At 60.6% G+C, this 18554-nt stretch carries 18 protein-coding genes; 9 read left to right on the forward strand and 9 right to left on the reverse strand.

What is annotated here, in order from left to right:
* Positions 1–19 precede the first annotated feature (19 nt).
* Positions 20–1453, forward strand: coding sequence for a M48 family metalloprotease (locus AC4PS6_RS01405; protein ID WP_003189458.1), 1434 nt, complete (start codon positions 20–22; stop codon positions 1451–1453).
* A gap of 68 nt (positions 1454–1521) precedes the next feature.
* On the opposite strand, the gene AC4PS6_RS01410 is transcribed toward AC4PS6_RS01405, so the two are convergent.
* From AC4PS6_RS01410 to rpoE, 4 genes are all read right to left on the reverse strand, one after another.
* On the reverse strand, positions 1522–2958 hold the full coding sequence (locus AC4PS6_RS01410; protein WP_014717365.1) for a DegQ family serine endoprotease: 1437 nt from the start codon (positions 2956–2958) through the stop codon (positions 1522–1524).
* A gap of 233 nt (positions 2959–3191) precedes the next feature.
* Positions 3192–4151: a MucB/RseB C-terminal domain-containing protein gene (locus AC4PS6_RS01415; RefSeq protein WP_014717364.1), complete on the reverse strand. Its 960-nt coding sequence runs from the start codon at positions 4149–4151 to the stop codon at positions 3192–3194.
* 16 nt (positions 4152–4167) lie between these two features.
* Positions 4168–4755, reverse strand: coding sequence for a sigma-E factor negative regulatory protein (locus tag AC4PS6_RS01420; protein WP_003189451.1), 588 nt, complete (start codon positions 4753–4755; stop codon positions 4168–4170).
* Between the two features lie 32 nt (positions 4756–4787).
* Complete coding sequence (rpoE, locus tag AC4PS6_RS01425; protein WP_003172477.1) at positions 4788–5369, reverse strand: RNA polymerase sigma factor RpoE/AlgU; 582 nt, start codon at positions 5367–5369, stop codon at positions 4788–4790.
* A 460-nt stretch (positions 5370–5829) separates the two neighbouring features.
* On the opposite strand from rpoE, the gene nadB reads away from it, so the two are divergent.
* Positions 5830–7446 carry an L-aspartate oxidase gene (gene nadB, locus AC4PS6_RS01430; protein WP_003189449.1) on the forward strand — a complete coding sequence of 539 codons (1617 nt, stop codon included), beginning with the start codon at positions 5830–5832 and terminating at the stop codon, positions 7444–7446.
* On the opposite strand, the gene AC4PS6_RS01435 is transcribed toward nadB, so the two are convergent.
* Both AC4PS6_RS01435 and AC4PS6_RS01440 read right to left on the reverse strand, forming a co-directional pair.
* Positions 7415–7861 carry a protein YgfX gene (locus AC4PS6_RS01435; RefSeq protein WP_003189446.1) on the reverse strand — a complete coding sequence of 149 codons (447 nt, stop codon included), beginning with the start codon at positions 7859–7861 and terminating at the stop codon, positions 7415–7417. The genes nadB and AC4PS6_RS01435 overlap by 32 nt on opposite strands.
* A complete protein-coding gene (locus AC4PS6_RS01440) occupies positions 7845–8099 on the reverse strand; it encodes an FAD assembly factor SdhE (RefSeq protein ID WP_014717362.1) in 255 nt (84 codons plus the stop codon). The genes AC4PS6_RS01435 and AC4PS6_RS01440 overlap by 17 nt, the downstream gene beginning before the upstream one ends.
* A gap of 139 nt (positions 8100–8238) precedes the next feature.
* Here AC4PS6_RS01440 and ygfZ point away from each other — a divergent pair, with 139 nt between their 5' ends.
* Both ygfZ and AC4PS6_RS01450 read left to right on the forward strand, forming a co-directional pair.
* Positions 8239–9180, forward strand: coding sequence for a CAF17-like 4Fe-4S cluster assembly/insertion protein YgfZ (gene ygfZ, locus AC4PS6_RS01445; RefSeq protein WP_020301027.1), 942 nt, complete (start codon positions 8239–8241; stop codon positions 9178–9180).
* A gap of 36 nt (positions 9181–9216) precedes the next feature.
* Complete coding sequence (locus AC4PS6_RS01450; protein WP_336826888.1) at positions 9217–10038, forward strand: HDOD domain-containing protein; 822 nt, start codon at positions 9217–9219, stop codon at positions 10036–10038.
* On the opposite strand, the gene AC4PS6_RS01455 is transcribed toward AC4PS6_RS01450, so the two are convergent.
* Both AC4PS6_RS01455 and AC4PS6_RS01460 read right to left on the reverse strand, forming a co-directional pair.
* A complete protein-coding gene (locus tag AC4PS6_RS01455; protein ID WP_014717359.1) occupies positions 10039–11424 on the reverse strand; it encodes a sensor histidine kinase in 1386 nt (461 codons plus the stop codon).
* Positions 11417–12088 carry a response regulator gene (locus tag AC4PS6_RS01460; RefSeq protein WP_014717358.1) on the reverse strand — a complete coding sequence of 224 codons (672 nt, stop codon included), beginning with the start codon at positions 12086–12088 and terminating at the stop codon, positions 11417–11419. The genes AC4PS6_RS01455 and AC4PS6_RS01460 overlap by 8 nt, the downstream gene beginning before the upstream one ends.
* 235 nt (positions 12089–12323) lie before the next feature.
* On the opposite strand from AC4PS6_RS01460, the gene AC4PS6_RS01465 reads away from it, so the two are divergent.
* The 5 genes from AC4PS6_RS01465 to AC4PS6_RS01485 all read left to right on the forward strand — a co-directional run bounded on the left by AC4PS6_RS01465 (position 12324) and on the right by AC4PS6_RS01485 (position 17709).
* Complete coding sequence (locus AC4PS6_RS01465) at positions 12324–13616, forward strand: OprD family porin (protein ID WP_014717357.1); 1293 nt, start codon at positions 12324–12326, stop codon at positions 13614–13616.
* 32 nt (positions 13617–13648) lie between these two features.
* Positions 13649–14632, forward strand: a complete 984-nt coding sequence (locus AC4PS6_RS01470) for a Bug family tripartite tricarboxylate transporter substrate binding protein (RefSeq protein WP_014717356.1) — start codon at positions 13649–13651, stop codon at positions 14630–14632.
* Between the two features lie 72 nt (positions 14633–14704).
* Positions 14705–15163: a tripartite tricarboxylate transporter TctB family protein gene (locus tag AC4PS6_RS01475; RefSeq protein ID WP_003189430.1), complete on the forward strand. Its 459-nt coding sequence runs from the start codon at positions 14705–14707 to the stop codon at positions 15161–15163.
* A 1-nt stretch (position 15164) separates the two neighbouring features.
* Positions 15165–16679 (forward strand): tripartite tricarboxylate transporter permease, encoded by a 1515-nt coding sequence (locus AC4PS6_RS01480; RefSeq protein ID WP_014717355.1) that lies wholly within the window; start codon positions 15165–15167, stop codon positions 16677–16679.
* On the forward strand, positions 16672–17709 hold the full coding sequence (locus tag AC4PS6_RS01485) for an AbrB family transcriptional regulator (RefSeq protein ID WP_014717354.1): 1038 nt from the start codon (positions 16672–16674) through the stop codon (positions 17707–17709). The genes AC4PS6_RS01480 and AC4PS6_RS01485 overlap by 8 nt, the downstream gene beginning before the upstream one ends.
* A gap of 29 nt (positions 17710–17738) precedes the next feature.
* Here the strand turns inward: AC4PS6_RS01485 and ung are convergent, their stop codons facing one another.
* The gene (gene ung / locus AC4PS6_RS01490; RefSeq protein ID WP_020301023.1) at positions 17739–18431 is read right to left on the reverse strand and encodes a uracil-DNA glycosylase; all 693 of its coding nucleotides are present in this window, start codon (positions 18429–18431) and stop codon (positions 17739–17741) included.
* Positions 18432–18554: the final 123 nt, after the last annotated feature.

Raw genomic sequence — 18554 nt, forward strand, 5'->3', positions numbered from 1 at the left:
TTGTCGAAAGGCTTTGTGCATGACTTTTTTGCGCCCTACCCTGCTGACGCTGGCCTGCCTGCTGGCCTCCCCGGCCTTCGCTGACGACCTGCCGTCACTTGGTGATGCCAGTTCTGCCATTGTCTCGCCGCAACAGGAATACCAACTGGGCCGCGCCTGGCTGGCCTACCTGCGCGGCCAGGTTTCGCAACTCAACGACCCGCAACTCAAGGATTACGTTGAAACCAGCGTGTACAAGCTGGTGGAGACCAGCCAGGTCAATGACCGGCGCCTGGAATTCATCCTGATCAACAGCCCACAGCTCAACGCCTTTGCGGCTCCCGGTGGGATCGTCGGAGTCAACGGCGGCCTGTTTCTCAATGCACAGACCGAAGGTGAATACGCGTCGGTACTGGCCCACGAACTGGCACACTTGTCCCAGCGCCACTTCGCCCGAGGCGTGGAAGCGCAATCACGCATGCAACTGCCGATGATGGCCGCCCTGCTTGGGGGCATTATCGCCGCTGCTGCGGGTGCCGGTGATGCCGGTATCGCCGCGATTGCCGGCTCACAAGCCGCCGCGATCCAGGAACAGCGCCGCTTCTCTCGCCAGAACGAGCAAGAGGCCGACCGCATCGGTATTCTCAACCTGGAGAAAGCCGGCTACGACCCGCGCTCCATGCCCACCATGTTCGAACGGCTGATGCGCCAATACCGCTTCGACGCCAAGCCGCCGGAATTCCTGCTGACTCACCCGGTAACCGAATCGCGTATCGCCGACACCCGCAACCGCGCCGAACAAGCCAAACCTGGCGGCAAGGAAGACAGCCTGCGCTATCAATTGATTCGCGCACGGGTGCAGCTCAAATACGAAGACACGCCAGGTCTGGCCGCCAAGCGCTTCCAGGCACAGCTGGATGAAAACCCTAAAAATGATGTAGCGCGTTATGGCCTGGCCATCGCCCAGATCAAGGGTACTCAACTCAAGGAAGCGCGGGAAAGCCTGGCGCCGTTGCTGGCCAAGGCGCCTAACGACATCACCTACAACCTGGCCCAAATCGAACTGGACATCACCAGCAACCGCATGCCGGATGCGCAGCAACGTACCGACCGCATGCTCACCCAGTACCCCAGCAACTATCCATTGAACCAGGTGCGGGTAGATCTGTTGCTTAAACAGAACCGTACCGCCGATGCAGAAAAGGCGCTGGACGGGCTACTCAAGTCGCGGCCGGACGATCCGGACGTGTGGTATCAGGTTGCTGAAACACGCGGTTTGTCCGGCAACATTATTGGCCTGCATCAGGCTCGCGCTGAATATTTCGCATTGGTGGGGGATTTCCAACAAGCCATCCAGCAGTTGGACTTTGCCAAGCGGCGTGCTGGCAATAACTTCCCGCTGTCCTCGCGCATCGACGCCCGTCAGCGTGAGCTGATCGAACAGGAGCGCCTGGTGAAAGGCATGATGAGCTGAACCCGTCGCCCACAAAAAAGCCCCGCTGCCGTTAACCGGCAGCGGGGCTTTTTTATAGGTCTAGCGGATTACTCAGCCAGCTTGAAGGTGATGAAGCTGGCACGGCCTTGACGCAGGACGCGCATCGACACCGAGCGATTCTTCGGCAACGCCTTGGCGATGTCGGCGAACTCCTTGGTGGTATCGATTGCCTGGTTGTTCAAGTGGGTGATCACGTCACCCGGTTGCAGGCCGATCAAGGCGGCTGGGCCGTCCTGAACTTCCTTGATCACGACACCGCTTTGCAGGTCGAAGGTTTTCTTCTGTTCGGCGGTCAGTTCAACCACGGCGATACCCAGGCGGTTACTGCTGCGCTCGGCACCTGGCTTGGCGTTGCCCAGGGCGTCCAGGGTCGCGCCTTCTTCCGGAATTGCCCCAACGGTCAGTTCGACGTTCTGGCGCTTGCCGTCACGAATCACTTCCAGCTTGGCTTTGCCGCCGGCCTTGAGCGCGCCGACCAAATGAGGCAAGTCTGCCGACATGATGATCGGCTGGCCGTTCATGCTCAGGATTACATCGCCCACTTTCAGGCCGCCTTTGGCCGCAGGGCCATTGTCCTGAATCTGCGCAACCAGAGCACCGGCCGGCTTGTCGAGACCGAAGGACTCAGCCAGGTCCTTGTTCACTTCCTGGATTACCACGCCCAACCAGCCGCGGCTGACCTTGCCGCCGCTTTTGAGCTGATTGGAGACGTCCATGGCCACATCGATCGGGATCGCGAAGGACACGCCCATGAAGCCACCGGAGCGGGTGTAGATCTGCGAGTTGATCCCCACCACTTCGCCGGCCAGGTTGAACAGCGGGCCACCGGAGTTACCCGGGTTGATCGGCACGTCGGTCTGGATGAACGGTACGTAGTTCTCGTTTGGCAGGCTGCGACCGATGGCACTGACGATGCCTTGGGTAACGGTGTGGTCAAAGCCGAACGGTGAACCGATCGCGACCACCCACTGACCGGCTTTCAGGTCCTGAGACTTGCCCAGCTTAAGCACCGGCAAATCCTTGCCATCGATTTTGAGCAAAGCCACGTCGGAACGTGGATCGGTGCCAATCAGCTTGGCCTTGAGTTCACTGCGGTCGGCCAGGCGCACGAGAATCTCGTCGGCATCGGCAATCACATGGTTGTTAGTGAGGATGTAGCCGTCAGGCGAAATGATGAAGCCGGAGCCCAGGGACTGGGCTTCGCGCTGACCACCGCCACCACGGGGAGAGCGAGGTTGGGGCATCCCGCGCTCAAAGAACTCGCGCAACATGGGCGGCAAGCCTTCCAGGTCGGGCATCTGCTGGTTCGAGACTTTGCGATCCGGCAGCTTCTGCGTGGTACTGATGTTCACCACGGCAGGCGAGGCCTGCTCCACCAGCTGGGTGAAATCAGGCAGCTCGACCGCTTGCGCAGGTAAGGCCTGACCCAGCACCAGCACTGTGGCGACTATGGATAAGTAAGACTTCAAACGTGGTATCGACATACAGCTCCCGTTACGACGAGCAGGGTTAAGCGACAGGGTTCAATAAACGCCGGATACTGCGAGTGGCATTTTTGTTCCGCGAACAAACAAGGCCAGAGCCATCAAACCCTGACCTATAAAAAACATGGGAAGTTTTTGCAAGTGAAAATGCTGTCCAGAGATTTCATACGCCCAGCACCCAACGAAATTCGGGCCCAGATTGATAGACCAGGATGAACATAAGATTAACAATCTCAGGGCTTGGCGGCGGCTTTTTCACCACGCACCGACAACGCGATACGTTCAGCTGTGCCGATGGGAATTTCGCCCACCACCGTAACCATCATTTCGCCATCCACCGTATTCAATCGCCGGGATACTGCCACGGTCGGCCCAAGCTGAGCGCGGGTTTCATTTACATCAGCGCCGTTGGCTGACTCAAGAAACACCGAAAAACGCGCGAGCCCATCGTCATACATCAGGCTGTCGACGGTAGATTTCGTTTGGGGATCTTTGCGCGTAGCGCTGCTGATCTGTTGGAAACCAGGCGGTAGCCAGTCCAGATGCCACTTTTGCGTGGCAGACATGTCAGGAGATTTAGCGGCGGACATTGTTACCGGCGAACAGTCGCTGCCGGGCTGCAAGCTCTGCTCAGAAGGAGTGGCCGAAGTATCCAGGCGGGTGAACTGAAAACGCTCCAGCAACTGCCCCTGGTCATTTAGCAGCAAGGACTTGAGCGGCAGCGCAGTTTCACGGTCCAAGTGTAATTCAAACCCATAACGGTAGGGGTCACGCGGGCTGATCGACACAATCACCGCATTACGACCGGCCACACGGGATTTGCCAATGACGGCCAGATCGTAGAATGAAGTGAGTTTTTTTGGATCAAGAATACGCGAGGGTGCCTCAGGCGAATGACCGAGACCGGCAACCAACGTGCCACTGACACATTGTGCCCGACCATCAACCCTGACCGCTTCTTGGGCGGAGCCGTCAAGTTGCAACAATCGTTCACGGACATGACCATCCTGGACGCGGTGCCAGATGTCATGGGTTGAAAAACTGCCGTTACGTTCGTAGACAAACGTACCTTCGAAGCTTTGCTGCTGCTCTGCACGCCCAAGTCGAGTCAGCCAGTCTTGGGCTTCATCGGCATGGGCGGATAGTGCAAACCAACTACTGAGCAAAAGCGCAAGGAGCGGTATGGCGCGCATAGGGCTCCTTAGCGAATCAGCGGTTTTCCTGGCTTGCTGCGCGAGCGTATGGCAGAGCGCTTTCAGTGCCTTTGGCGGCCGATTCCTGCGCATGTTGACGCAGGTAGCCTGGAAGGCGCTGATCTTGCCAGCCGGATTGCCCCTGAAGTACACCATTGGCCATAGGGCCGGTGGTATCGGTGCTTTCCTTGTAGCCAGCCAGCACGGCCGGGCCTTTGACTTGCGGACCGGCCATGACCGGCTGCTGAGTCTGCTGGGCCAGCTCGTTGCCTGCGATCTCGTCCTGGTTGTACAGGCGAACGCCTGCCAACACAGCAACGGTCACCGAGGCGGCCACTGCCAGACGACCCAGGCTACGCCATGGACCACGCGAGGCTTTTGCCGGAACGGCTTCATCCGCCAGTGCAGCAGAAACGGCCGCAGCAATATCCAGACGAGGGATTAGGAGATCCTTGTGCATCACCGCCCGAGCGACTTGGTAACGAGACCAGGTATCACGGGTTTCGGCGTCATCAAATGCGTTGAGCACTCGACGAAGTTCCAGTTCATCCGCTTCGTTATCCATCACTGCGGACAGCGATTCCTGCAGGGCATCACGACTCATGGCGGTTCCTCTCTTGGCTGTCGCCGCTGTCTTTAGTTTTCCTGCAACAACGGTTGCAAGGCTTTGTCGATGGCTTCTCGGGCCCGGAAAATCCGTGACCTCACAGTCCCCACCGGACATTGCATGACGCTCGCAATGTCTTCGTAACTCAGACCATCGAATTCACGTAAAGTTAACGCCGTACGCAAATCTTCTGGCAGTTGCTGAATAGTGCGATGAACGGTGCCTTCGATCTCGTCGCGCAGCAATGCACGCTCCGGCGACTCGAGATCTTTGAGGCCGTGATCACCATCGTAAAATTCTGCATCTTCTGAACTGACATCACTGTCTGGTGGGCGGCGACCGCGTGACACCAGATAGTTTTTCGCCGTGTTAATGGCGATGCGGTACAGCCACGTATAAAACGCACTGTCACCGCGGAAATTTCCAAGTGCACGGTAAGCCTTGATAAAGGCTTCCTGTGCAACGTCCTGCGCTTCATGGGTGTCGTGCACAAACCGCACGATCAACCCGAGAATTTTGTGCTGGTATTTCAGCACTAGCAGATCAAATGCTCGCTTATCACCGCGCTGTACGCGCTCGACCAGCTGCTGATCCTCTTCCTGGGTTAGCATGAACACTCCTCGTTGTACTTGAAGGAGGCTTGCATAACTAAACGATCAGGCTTGCAAACATAGACTCGGGCTTTTCGCAAAAGTTCTCCCCCTTCAAGCAAGTTTCCGGCATGCACTGATTTGGCACACACGAAAAACGCAGCACGGTCGGTGCCGGCTGCGCGAATAATCTTGTCGCCGGTTTCGTGACGCGTCCAATGCTCCCGACGGGCCAATAAACTCAACGTTTTCCCAGCTTTCGGGCAACCTGCTATTGAGTCGGGGCTTATGCAAAAAGTTCCCGTCCCGCCAACCGGCCGTTTCCCAACGCTGCGCAGCATAATCTCACAATGCCACGAAGGCGTGGCTATTGTGCCGCTCCACCCCTCTATATACTAGTGGCCCGTGTGACCCTTTGATTCGCCGATCCAGGCGTCCTGTTTGCGCCCCCCTTTGGATCGCTTTTTGCGGAATCCGTCAAATGAGCCAACAGTTTCAACACGATGTCCTCGTCATCGGCAGCGGCGCCGCCGGCTTGAGCCTGGCCCTGACCCTGCCCAGCCATTTGCGTATAGCGGTTTTGAGCAAAGGCGACCTGGCCAACGGCTCGACCTTCTGGGCCCAGGGCGGCGTGGCTGCGGTGCTGGACGACACAGACACCGTGCAATCCCACGTCGAAGACACCCTTAACGCCGGCGGTGGCCTGTGCAACGAAGACGCCGTGCGCTTCACCGTCGAGCACAGCCGGGAAGCCATCCAATGGTTGATCGACCAAGGTGTGCCCTTCACCCGCGATGAACATGCCGGCAGCGACGACGGTGGCTTTGAGTTCCACCTGACCCGCGAAGGCGGCCACAGCCATCGCCGAATCATTCACGCTGCCGATGCCACCGGGGCCGCGATTTTCAAGACCCTGCTCGATCAGGCCCGCCAACGCCCCAACATCCAATTGCTGGAGCAGCGCGTCGCCGTCGACCTGATCACCGAAAAACGCCTGGGCCTGCCGGGCGAACGCTGCCTGGGCGCCTACGTACTGAACCGCACCAGCGGTGAAGTCGATACCTATGGCGCACGCTTCACCATTCTCGCCTCGGGCGGCGCCGCCAAGGTCTACCTCTATACCAGCAACCCCGACGGTGCGTGCGGCGACGGCATTGCGATGGCCTGGCGCTCGGGCTGCCGGGTCGCCAACCTGGAGTTCAACCAATTCCACCCCACGTGCCTGTATCACCCGCAGGCCAAGAGCTTTTTGATCACCGAAGCCCTGCGCGGCGAAGGCGCACATTTGAAGCTGCCCAATGGCGAACGCTTCATGCAGCGCTTCGACCCACGCGCCGAGCTGGCACCACGCGATATCGTCGCCCGCGCCATCGACCACGAAATGAAGCGCCTGGGTATCGACTGCGTGTATCTGGACATCAGCCACAAGCCCGAAGCCTTCATCAAGACCCACTTCCCGACCGTCTACGAACGCTGCCTGACCTTCAATATCGACATCACCAAGGGCCCGATCCCCGTGGTGCCGGCCGCGCACTACACCTGCGGTGGCGTGATGGTCGATCAGCATGGCCGCACCGACGTGCCGGGCCTGTATGCCATCGGCGAAACCAGCTTCACTGGCCTGCACGGCGCCAACCGCATGGCCAGCAATTCATTGCTCGAATGCTTCGTGTATGCCCGCTCGGCGGCAGCGGACATTCTTGAGCAACTGCCGCGCATCCCGGTACCAGCCGCCCTGCCCCGCTGGGATGCGAGCCAGGTCACTGATTCGGACGAAGACGTGATCATCGCTCACAACTGGGACGAGCTGCGACGCTTCATGTGGGACTATGTGGGCATCGTGCGCACCAACAAGCGCCTGCAAAGGGCGCAACATCGGGTGCGCTTGCTGCTGGATGAGATCGACGAGTTCTACAGCAACTACAAGGTCAGCCGCGACCTGATCGAATTGCGCAACCTGGCCCAAGTGGCCGAGCTGATGATCCGGTCGGCCATGGAGCGCAAGGAAAGCCGCGGCTTGCATTACACCCTCGACTATCCACAGATGCTGCCCGAAGCCCGGGACACTATCCTGGTGCCAACCACCTACGCCGGCTGAACTTCAGGCGTACCCGCAGGCGCCGGTGCACATCGGCGGCCTGTGCATCCCTTGGCACGCAGATGGACCGCACTCGCCGTTCACCCTGCGCCCGGTAACGCAACACCACGATCAGCGGCAACGCCAGGCTGTCGGGCCGCAGTTGCACAGGGTGCCACCCGCGTGCGGCGCTCCATAATTGCCAGCCATCGTCGTCACGGCGCAGGCCACGAATCGACGAACGGTGAGTGAGCAGAATTTGCCGCGGTAACACCCAGGCACAATGAGCCAGGCATAACAGGATGCCCAGGCTTGAGTAAGGCAGGTTTAGAACCAGCAGGCTGCCCAGCGCGATCAGTTGGGCAAGCACATAGGCCGCCAGCAACAGCCGCGAGGCCTGCCAGCGGCATTCGAAACGATTACTTGGGCTGGACACGGTCCAGGATCATCCGAACCATGCGCTGCAGCTCCGGGTCTTCGGATTCGGCGCGCTCCATGAACCAGCCAAACATGTCCTGGTCTTCGCACGTAAGCAACCTGACGTAGAGGTCGCGGTCCACCTGATTGAGCGTCGCGTACACCTCTTTGGTGAAAGGCACCAGCAACACATCCAGCTCCAGCATGCCGCGACGGCTGTGCCAGTAGAGGCGATTGATTTCTACATCTTCGACCATGGAGCCCTCCTAAAATAGAGCGCAAGTATACAGCCCAGGCGACACCGGAACAGTCGGCTTTGGTCGACCGCGACGAAACTATGCATTTGCCGGACGCCCCTCTATGATGCACCCATGACTTTTTGACCTGCGATGACCCATGGCTGACTCCGCTTTTTTCTGCTCCCTGTCCCACGAAGGCGTTCTCGCCGTCCGCGGCTCTGATGCTGCCAAGTTCCTGCAGGGCCAACTGACCTGCAACCTTAATTACCTGAGTGAAACCCAGGCCAGCCTGGGCGCGCGCTGCACGCAAAAAGGCCGGATGCAGTCGAGCTTCCGCATCCTGCTGCAGGGTGATGGCGTACTCCTGGCCATGGCCACCGAGTTGCTTGAACCGCAGCTGGCAGATTTGAAAAAGTACGCGGTGTTCTCCAAATCCAAGCTCACCGACGAAAGCGCTGCCTGGGCGCGCTTCGGCCTGGCGAACGCAGACGCGGCCCTGAGCGCCCTGGGCCTCGCGCTGCCGGTCGAGACCGATAGCGTGGCGCGCAACGAAGCATTGATCGCCGTCCGCGTTTCCCCGGGCCGTGCCGAACTCTGGGTACCTGCCGAACACGCCGGCGCCGTGCGCAGCCAATTGGCCGCGCAGTTGCAACAAGCTCAATTGAATGCCTGGCTGCTTGGTCAGATCCGTGCCGGTATCGGCCAGGTGATGCCCCAGACGCGCGAGTTGTTCATCCCGCAGATGCTCAACCTGCAGGCCGTGGGTGGCGTCAGCTTCAAGAAAGGCTGCTACACCGGCCAGGAAATCGTCGCGCGCATGCAGTACCTGGGCAAACTCAAGCGGCGCCTGTATCGCCTGAGCCTGGAGGCCGACGAACTTCCCGAGCCAGGCACGCCGCTGTTTTCCCCCAGCCATAACAGCGCAATCGGCGAAGTGGTCATCGCGGCAAAAGCTGACCAGTCGATTGAACTTCTCGCTGTGCTGCAAGCCGAAGCTGCCGACAGTGGCGACGTGCGCTTGGGCACCTTGGAGGGCCCGGGCTTGCACCTGCTTGACCTGCCCTACCAACTGGACCGTGATCGCGAGATCCAGCGTTAATCGCCGTACTTTTTTGCAGCACCCTAGAGAGCATGAATGAACAAGCTGGCGGAAAAAGTCCAACAAGCGTTGGTAACGGCCATCGACAACGATGACCTGGTTCTGCCGACATTGCCGGAGGTGGCCCTGAAAATTCGCCAGGCCGCCGAAGACCCGGACATCAGCATCAGCCACCTGAGCAAAGTGATCAGTCGTGACACGGCCCTGTCGGCGCGCCTGATCAAAGTGGTCAACAGCCCGTTGCTACGGGCCAGCCAGGAAGTCACCGACCTGCACACCGCCATCACCCGGCTTGGTACCAACTACAGCAGCAACCTGGCCATCGGCCTGGTGATGGAGCAGATCTTTCACGCCCGCTCCGAGGTGGTCGAACAGAAAATGCGCGACGTATGGCGCCGCAGCCTGGAGGTGGCGGGCGTGAGCTACGCCTTGTGCCGTCGCCACAGCCAGCTCAAGCCAGACCAGGCGGCCCTGGGTGGCCTGGTGCATCAGATCGGCGTGCTGCCGATCCTCACCTATGCCGAGGATCACTATGAGCTGCTGGCCGACCCCGTCAGCCTCAACCACGTCATCGACAGCATCCACCCGGTGCTGGGCGACAAGCTGCTGCGGGTCTGGGACTTTCCCGAGATGCTGGTGAACGTGCCAGGCCAATACCTGGACCTGACGCGCGACTCTGCAAGCCTGGACTACGTCGACCTGGTGCAGGTCGCCGCGCTGTACTGCCACCGCGGCACCGACCATCCCCTGGGGACCGCGCCGATTGCCACATTGCCGGCCATCACGAAGTTACGCATAGACCTGCACAGCGACGCCCTGCGCAGCGAACTGGACGAAGCGCGCTCGATGTTTTACTGATCAACCCGCGATAAAACTCACGCGCACCTTAAGCCCCGCCAGCTCGCCATCATGCAGGCTGATCTGCGCCAGGTGCGCACGGCAAATCTCCCCGACAATCGCCAGCCCCAAGCCCGACCCCATGCCCTGCTGGCTGCGTCGATAAAAGCGCTCGAATACCCGGTCCCGCTCATCCAGCGGGATGCCGGGGCCGTCATCCTCCACCTCCAGCACCGCCGGGGCCGTCACGCGCAGAATCACATTGCCGCCGGGCGGGGTATGGGCCAAGGCGTTATCCACCAGGTTACTCAGCAGCTCATTCAACAGCGTCGGTTCGCCGCGCAGCCATACCGGCTCGTCGGCCTCCAGCGCCAGGGCCACGCCCCGCGCGTGGGCCAGCGGCGCCATGGCCATACCGAGCTCACGGGCCAATTGGCTCAAATCGAGCAGTTGCGCACCGCCTTCGGCAATGGCCCGGGCACCGTTTTCGATGCGGGCCAGGGACAACAATTGATTGGCCAGGTGCGTCAGCCGGTCGGTGCCCTGGGCGGCCGTTTCCAGGGTGTTGCGCCAGGTGGCGGGTTCTTCGGCACGCAAGCCCAGTTCCAGCCTGGCCTTGAGCGCCGCCAGGGGGGTGCGCAGCTCGTGGGCAGCGTCGGCAATAAACTGCGCCTGGCGCTCGAACTGCCCGCGCAGACGTTCGGTGAAATGGTTGAGTGAGCGTACCAGTGGGCCGAACTCGTCCTGAACTTCCACCAAGGGCAGGGGCCGCAGATCATCAGGCTGGCGCTCTTCCACCGCTGTACGCAGGCGTTCCAGCGGGCGCAGCGCGGCGCTCACCGCGAACCACACCAGCAATAACGCACCGATGGCGAGCATGCCCAGGCGCAACAAGGTGTCGGCCATCAGGCTGCGGGCCATGGCCACCCGGGCTTCGTCGGTCTCCGCAACACGAATTTCGGCCATGCCGTTCATGTTCGGTTCCGAGACGGCCTTGAGCAGGCTCACCACGCGCACAGGCTGGCCCAAATACATGGCGTTGTAGAACCGCGCCAAGGCCGGGTAATCGTCGGTGCGGGGCGTGCCGGGCGGCGGGCCGGGCAGGTTTTCGTAACCGGAAATCAGTTTCTGATCAATATCATTGACCTGGTAATAAATGCGCCCGGCACTGTCGTAGGCAAAGGTGTCCAGGGCCACATAGGGCACATTGGCGCTGAGGGTGCCGTCCACCTGGGTCAAACCGGCGGCAATGGTGCGTGCCGAGGCCAGCAGCGTGCGGTCATAAGCGGTGTCGGCGGCTTCGCGACCGTTCCAATAAGCGCTCATGCCGCTGGCGAGCATCAACAACACCAGCAATAACGCAAGGTTGCACAGCAAGCGCCAGCGCAGGCTGCTGGGCTTATGCATCACGGGCTTCCAGCAAATAGCCAAGGCCGCGGAAGGTGACGATGGCGATGGGTTGGCCATCGAGCTTCTTGCGCAGGCGATGCACGTAGATTTCGATGGCGTCGGGGCTGGCCTCCTCGTCCAGGCCGAATACCTGGGAAGCCAATTGCTCCTTGCTCATCACGCGCCCCGGCCGGGCGATCAAGGCTTCGAGCACCGCTTGTTCTCGGGAGGTCAAGGTCATCAGCTCGCCTGCGACCGTGAAGCGCCGAGTGTCGAGGTCGTACACCAGCACACCGCAGGTTTGCTGACGCTCGCCGCCCAACACGCTGCGCCGCAACAGTGCCTTGACCCGTGCTTCGAGTTCCGTGAGTTCAAACGGTTTAGCCAGGTAGTCATCGGCGCCCAGGTTCAGGCCGTGCACGCGGTCTTTTACATCACTGCGAGCAGTCAGCATCAGCACCGGCAGGTTTTTTCCACGTGCCCGCAAACGCGCGAGCACCTCGAAACCATCCAGGCGCGGCAGCCCTACGTCCAGGATCACCGCGGCGTATTCCTCGCTGCTCAAGGCCAGGTCCGCCGCCACGCCGTCATGCAACACATCAACGGTCAAACCCATGCTCTTGAGCGCTTGGGCGACACTTTCGGCGAGCTGCAGATGGTCTTCAACCAGGAGGACACGCATGGATTTCTACCTCATTCAGGGGTGGTCGGCGCCACGCTTTGCCCGGCAGTTTACAGCCGCAACCTGGCCTGTGAAGCCCGAAAACATTGAAAGGCGATTGAAAGGTTAGTGAAAGCTTCGCCCTTTAGCATCCAACCACGGTGGTCTATGCCCGCCGAGTTGCCTGACCCGTAGCGCCCGAAAAACGCCTCGAAGCGTTTTCGCCAAAATAAGAACAATAACGGAGTACACCACGATGCTGTCGACCCAGCCACAGGCTTGCCCGCCTGTTCGCTCTTGCCGTCTGACCCACACCGCCCTCGCCAGTGCCGCTGCCCTTGCCGGCTTTGCGCCGCTCAGCCAGGCTGCCTTCTTCGAAGACAGTAGCGCGACCCTGGAAACCCGCAACATGTACTTCAATCGCGACTTTCGCGACGGTACCAGTGCGCAGCAATCCAAGCGCGACGAATGGGCCCAGGGCTTCATGCTCAACCTGCAATCAGGCTACACCGACGGCACCGTCGGCTTTGGCGTGGATGCGCTGGGCATGCTCGGCGTCAAGCTCGACTCCAGCCCCGACCGCACCGGCACCGGCCTGCTGCCGACCCACGATGACGGCCGCGCCGCCAACGAGTACGCCAAGCTGGGCCTGACCGGCAAAGTGAAAATCTCGGCGACTGAGCTGAAAATCGGCTCGCTGATCCCCGAACTGCCGATCCTCAAGCCCAACGACGGGCGCATCCTGCCGCAGACCTTCAACGGTGGCTTGATCACCTCCAAGGAATTCAAGAACCTGGTGTTCACCGGTGGCCGCCTGGACAAAGCCAAGGACCGCGACGACACCAACTACGAAGACATCGCGCTCAATAACAAGAACAGCCGCTTCCTCAGCGGTGCCACCGGCAAGCACTTCAACTTCGGTGGCGTCGACTACAAGTTCGCCGACAAGATCACCGGCAGCTACCACTTCGCCCAACTCGACGACGTGTATCGCCAACACTTCTTCGGCATGGTCGCCTCACGCCCGATGGGCCCTGGCACTTTCGCCGCCGACCTGCGGCTGGCCATCAGCGATGACACCGGCTCGGCCCGCGGCGGCAATATCGACAACAAGTCCCTCAACGGCCTGTTCAGCTATGCCCTCAATGGCCATAAGCTCAGCGCCGGCTACCAGCACATGTCCGGCGACAGCGCCTTCCCATATGTGGATGGCAGCGACCCATACCTGGTCAACTTCGTGCAGATCAACGATTTTGCCGGCGCCGAAGAACGCTCCTGGCAGGCACGTTACGACTACGACTTCGCCAAGCTGGGCATTCCTGGCTTGAGTTTCATGAGCCGTTACCTCTCGGGTGACAACATCAAGCTCAAGAACGGCGAGACCGGCAAGGAGTGGGAACGCAACAGCGAGATCAAGTACGTGGTGCAAAGCGGCACGTTCAAAGATGTGGCCGTGCGCCTGCGTAACGCCACCTATCGTTCCAACTACTCGGCCCGTGATGCGGATGAAATGCGCTTGCTGGTCAGCTATAGCGTCGCACTTTGGTAGTACCCCTCATAACAACAACGATGGAGATCGCCATGACCCCTTCACTGCGTAAATTTGCCCTCGCCGCCGGCTGCATGCTGTTCGCCGGCCAACTGCTGGCCGCCGACGAACCCAAGCGTCCGGAATGCATCGCCCCGGCCTCCCCTGGCGGCGGTTTTGACCTGACCTGCAAACTGGCGCAAAGCGCGCTGGTGAACCAGAAGCTGCTGACCAAGCCGATGCGTGTGACCTACATGCCAGGCGGCGTGGGCGCGGTGGCCTACAACGCGGTCGTCGCCCAGCGCCCTGCAGATGCCGGCACGTTGGTCGCCTGGTCGAGCGGTTCGTTGCTGAACCTGGCCCAGGGCAAGTTCGGCCGTTTTGATGAAAGCGCCGTGCGCTGGTTGGCGGCAGTGGGCACCAGCTATGGCGCCATCGCGGTGAAAAGCGACTCGCCCTACAAGACCCTCGATGACCTGGTTAAAGCCCTGAAGAAAGACCCAGGCAGCGTGGTGATCGGCTCCGGCGGCACCGTCGGCAGCCAGGACTGGATGCAAACCGCGCTGATCGCCAAGGCCGCCGGGATCAACCCGCGCGAACTGCGTTACGTCGCCCTTGAGGGTGGCGGTGAAATCGCTACGGCTCTGCTGGGGGGGCACATCCAGGTGGGCAGTACCGACATCTCCGACTCCATGCCGCATATCCAGAGCGGCGATATGCGCCTGCTGGCGGTGTTCTCCGAGCAACGCCTGGATGAGCCGGAAATGAAGGACATCCCGACCGCCAAAGAGCAAGGCTACGACATCGTCTGGCCGGTGGTGCGTGGCTTCTACCTGGGGCCAAAGGTCAGCGATGCCGACTACGCCTGGTGGAAAGACGCCTTCGACAAACTGCTGGCTTCCGAGGAGTTCGCCAAGCTGCGAGACCAGCGCGAGCTGTTCCCGTTCGCCATGACGGGCCAGGAGCTGGACACCTACGTGAAGAAACAGGTGGCTGACTACAAAGTGCTGGCCAAAGAGTTCGGCCTGATCCAGTAATCGCTCCTCTTTTTGTGTAATGCCCCTGTAGGAGCGAGCTTGCTCGCTCCTACAGGGGCCTTGGAGTTTTCTATGCTCTTACAACGCATTTTCGCTGCCGTGCTGTTACTGGCCTGTATCGGCCTGGCGCTCATGGCCTGGCCGTATCAAGCGGCCTTTTCCTACGAACCTGTAGGGCCCAGGGCCTTTCCCCTGCTGCTGCTCGGGCTGATGGGCCTGGCGCTCATCTACATGATGATTCGCCCGCAGGCGACCAAACACACCGACGATGAACCCGCGCTGGATCAACCCACGTTGATCAAGATCGGCATCTGTGTGGCCCTGCTGCTGGTGTTTGCCGGCACATTCGAATCCTTGGGTTTCATTCTCAGCAGCATGCTGATCGGTATTCCGATGGCACGGCTGTACGGCGGCCGCTGGTTGCCCAGCGTGGTGATCATCACCTTGATGAGCGTCGGTCTTTATCTGCTGTTCGATAAAACCATGGACGTACCGTTGCCCCTCGGCCTGCTCGACGTTCTGGAGAACTGACATGGATACTTTTGGCTATTTGGGCCAGGGTTTCGGCGTTGCGCTGAGCCCCTATAACCTGGTGACCGCGTTGTGCGGCACCCTGATTGGCACCGTGGTCGGCCTGTTGCCGGGCCTGGGCCCGATCAACGGCGTGGCACTGTTGATCCCCATCGCCTTTGCTCTGGGCTTGCCGCCAGAGTCGGCGCTGATCCTGCTGGCAGCCGTGTACCTGGGCTGCGAATACGGTGGCCGCATCAGTTCGATTTTGCTGAACATCCCGGGCGAAGCGTCCACCGTGATGACCACCCTCGACGGTTACCCGATGGCCCGCAAAGGCCTGGCCGGCGTGGCACTGTCGTTGTCGGCCTGGAGTTCGTTCATTGGGGCGTTTATCGCCACCTGCGGCATGGTGCTGTTCGCCCCGCTGCTGGCCAAGTGGGCAATTGCGTTCGGCCCGGCGGAATATTTTGTTTTAATGGTGTTTGCGATTGTCTGCCTGGGCGGCATGGCCGGTGACAAACCACTGAAGACTTTTGTTGCGGCGCTGATCGGCTTGTTCCTTTCCTGCGTGGGCATCGACGCCAACAGCGGTGTGTACCGCTTTACCGGCGACAATATTCACCTGACCGATGGCATCCAGTTCGTGGTGTTGGTACTCGGCCTGTTCTCCATCAGCGAGATTCTCCTGCTGCTGGAAAAAACCCACCGTGGCCAGGAAGCAGTGAAAGCCACCGGGCGCATGATGTTCAACGTCAAGGAAGCCTTATCGGTACTGACCGTGAACCTTCGTTGCGGCGTATCGGGTTTTATCATAGGCGTATTGCCGGGTGCGGGTGCGACCATGGCCTCGGCCGTTGCCTACATGACCGAGAAACGCATCGCAGGCGCCAGCGGCAAGTTCGGCCAAGGCGACATGCGCGGCCTGGCCGCCCCTGAAACCGCCATTGGCGCATCGGTCTGCGGCGCCATGGTGCCGATGCTGACCCTCGGCGTTCCTGGCTCCGGCACCACAGCGGTGATGATCGGCGCCCTGTCGCTGTACAACATCACTCCCGGCCCACTGCTGTTCCAACAGCAACCGGACATTGTCTGGGGCCTGATCGCCTCGTTGTTCATCGCCAACATCATGCTGGTCGTGCTCAACATCCCGATGATCCGCATCTTCACCCGTATCCTCGCCGTGCCGAACTGGGCGCTGGTGCCGGTGATCGCCATCATCACCGCGATTGGCGTGTACGCCGTGCATGCCACCACCTTCGATCTGTTCCTGATGATCGCCATCGGCATCTTCGGCTACATCCTGCGCAAGCTGGACTTCCCGCTGTCGCCGCTGCTGCTGGGCTTTATCCTCGGCGGTTTGATGGAGCAGAACCTGCGCCGTGCGCTGTCGATCTCCAACGGTGCGCTGGAAATCCTGTGGTCGAGCCCGATCACCTTTGGCGTCTGGGTGCTGACCGCAATCATGCTGCTTGTACCGCTGCTGCGTATCTGGCGTAAACGCGTGCAACAGCGTCGTGCCCTGGCCGATGTCTGAGGTCACCTTTAAACATTGGTGGGGAACACCGCTGGTCGGCCTGGCCGGCGGTTACCTGGCCAGCCTGGTGGGCTGGCCGTTGCCGTACATGGTCGGCTCGTTGCTGGCGATTATCCTGGTGCGTTGCCTCACGCCCTGGCAATTGGCGGAGATTCCCGGCGGGCGCAAATGCGGCCAATGGGTGGTGGGCATCGGCATTGGCCTGCACTTCACCCCACTGGTGATCGAGCAGGTGATGAGCCACTTCGGCCTGATCTTCTTCGGTGCACTGGTCACCAGCTTGTCGAGTGTGGTCGGCGTGTGGTTGATGCGCCGCAGCGGGGAAGACCGCGCCACGGCGTTTTTCTCCAGCATGCCGGGCGGTTCCGGGGAGATGGTCAACCTGGGCGCTCGCAACGGCGCGGTGCTCAGCCGGGTTGCGGCCGGGCAGAGTTTGCGTGTGCTGGTGGTGGTGTTATGTGTGCCGGCGATCTTCAAGTATTTGCTCGGAGGCGGCGCACCGCAGTTTCACCCGGCGCCGGTGGACTGGGCGTGGCTGGCCCTGCTGTTTCCGGTGGGTGCGCTGGTTGCCTGGGGCTGGCAACGCTTGCGCCAACCCAACCCTTGGCTGTTCGGGCCATTGTTGGTGAGTGCGATTGCCAGTGTGACCTGGGATTTACACATTGGCCTGCCCGACGGCGGCAGCCAGATCGGCCAATGGTTGATCGGCAGCGGGTTGGGCTGCCACTTCAATCGGCAGTTCTTCCGTCGCGCGCCCTCATTCATGGGCCGCACTTTGATTGGCACGGCATTGACCATGCTGCTGGCGACGTTAGCGGCGGTGGGCTTGAGCGCCCTCACTCACCTCGACCTGCGATCACTGACCCTGGGCATGATGCCAGGCGGTATCGCTGAGATGAGCCTGACAGCTGAAACCCTGCAGCTGTCGGTGCCCTTGGTGACGGCGATGCAGGTGATGCGCTTGTTGTTCGTGCTGTTCTTGGCCGAGCCGTTGTTTCGGCACTGGAACCGTCAGCCCGCCCCCCTCTAAAACCTCCCACATGTTGAATGTGCCAGGCCTCAGACGGGTGGCAAACGCCACTCGATGGGGGCCTCGCCATTCTGCTCGAGAAACTTGTTGGCCCGGCTGAAATGCCCGCAGCCCAGAAACCCGCGATACGCCGACAACGGCGAAGGATGCACCGAGGTCAGCACCAGATGCTTGGTGGCGTCGATGAGCTTCTGCTTGCTTTGAGCATGGGCGCCCCACAGCAGGAACACCAGGTGCGGCTGATGCTCGCTGACTACCTCGATAATCCGATCGGTAAAGAACTGCCAACCCTTGCCCGCATGGGCGTTGGCGTTGGCGCGCTCCACGGTCATGGTGGTGTTGAGCATCAGCACGCCCTGGTCGGCCCAGCTTTGCAGGTAGCCGTGGTTGGGGATGTCGATGTTCAGGTCGCGCTTGAGCTCTTTATAGATATTGACCAGCGACGGCGGCGCCGGCACGCCCGGTTGCACCGAGAAACACAGGCCATGGGCCTGGCCAGGGCCGTGGTAGGGGTCCTGGCCGAGGATCACGACCTTGACCTTGTCCAGCGGTGTTGAATTGAGTGCGTTGAAAATCAATGGGCCGGGCGGGTAGATCTCTTTGCCAGCGGCATGCTCCTGGCGCAGAAACTCGCGCAATTGCGCCATGTAAGGCTTCTCGAACTCTTCACGCAGAGCGTGTTTCCAGCTGGGTTCGAGTTTGATACGGTCGCCATCGGTCATAGTTGAATTGTCTTGTAAAAAAGAATGAGGCGAACCCTAGGAAAGCCGACCCCGCTTGTCAATTGATCTGACACAGCACCGGCACTTTCTCACGAAGGGATCATACTCATCCTTCACCTTCTC

The sequence above is a fragment of the Pseudomonas sp. DW-iso17 genome (assembly GCF_058725345.1).

What these genes read in the sequence shown, in the direction of transcription:
- AC4PS6_RS01405 (WP_003189458.1), top strand. Translation starts at nt 20, where the DNA reads ATGACTTTTTTGCGCCCTACCCTGCTGACGCTGGCCTGCCTGCTGGCC.
- AC4PS6_RS01410 (WP_014717365.1), bottom strand. Translation starts at nt 2,958, where the DNA reads ATGTCGATACCACGTTTGAAGTCTTACTTATCCATAGTCGCCACAGTG.
- AC4PS6_RS01415 (WP_014717364.1), bottom strand. Translation starts at nt 4,151, where the DNA reads ATGCGCGCCATACCGCTCCTTGCGCTTTTGCTCAGTAGTTGGTTTGCA.
- AC4PS6_RS01420 (WP_003189451.1), bottom strand. Translation starts at nt 4,755, where the DNA reads ATGAGTCGTGATGCCCTGCAGGAATCGCTGTCCGCAGTGATGGATAAC.
- rpoE (WP_003172477.1), bottom strand. Translation starts at nt 5,369, where the DNA reads ATGCTAACCCAGGAAGAGGATCAGCAGCTGGTCGAGCGCGTACAGCGC.
- nadB (WP_003189449.1), top strand. Translation starts at nt 5,830, where the DNA reads ATGAGCCAACAGTTTCAACACGATGTCCTCGTCATCGGCAGCGGCGCC.
- AC4PS6_RS01440 (WP_014717362.1), bottom strand. Translation starts at nt 8,099, where the DNA reads ATGGTCGAAGATGTAGAAATCAATCGCCTCTACTGGCACAGCCGTCGC.
- ygfZ (WP_020301027.1), top strand. Translation starts at nt 8,239, where the DNA reads ATGGCTGACTCCGCTTTTTTCTGCTCCCTGTCCCACGAAGGCGTTCTC.
- AC4PS6_RS01450 (WP_336826888.1), top strand. Translation starts at nt 9,217, where the DNA reads ATGAACAAGCTGGCGGAAAAAGTCCAACAAGCGTTGGTAACGGCCATC.
- AC4PS6_RS01455 (WP_014717359.1), bottom strand. Translation starts at nt 11,424, where the DNA reads ATGCATAAGCCCAGCAGCCTGCGCTGGCGCTTGCTGTGCAACCTTGCG.
- AC4PS6_RS01460 (WP_014717358.1), bottom strand. Translation starts at nt 12,088, where the DNA reads ATGCGTGTCCTCCTGGTTGAAGACCATCTGCAGCTCGCCGAAAGTGTC.
- AC4PS6_RS01465 (WP_014717357.1), top strand. Translation starts at nt 12,324, where the DNA reads ATGCTGTCGACCCAGCCACAGGCTTGCCCGCCTGTTCGCTCTTGCCGT.
- AC4PS6_RS01470 (WP_014717356.1), top strand. Translation starts at nt 13,649, where the DNA reads ATGACCCCTTCACTGCGTAAATTTGCCCTCGCCGCCGGCTGCATGCTG.
- AC4PS6_RS01475 (WP_003189430.1), top strand. Translation starts at nt 14,705, where the DNA reads ATGCTCTTACAACGCATTTTCGCTGCCGTGCTGTTACTGGCCTGTATC.
- AC4PS6_RS01480 (WP_014717355.1), top strand. Translation starts at nt 15,165, where the DNA reads ATGGATACTTTTGGCTATTTGGGCCAGGGTTTCGGCGTTGCGCTGAGC.
- AC4PS6_RS01485 (WP_014717354.1), top strand. Translation starts at nt 16,672, where the DNA reads ATGTCTGAGGTCACCTTTAAACATTGGTGGGGAACACCGCTGGTCGGC.
- ung (WP_020301023.1), bottom strand. Translation starts at nt 18,431, where the DNA reads ATGACCGATGGCGACCGTATCAAACTCGAACCCAGCTGGAAACACGCT.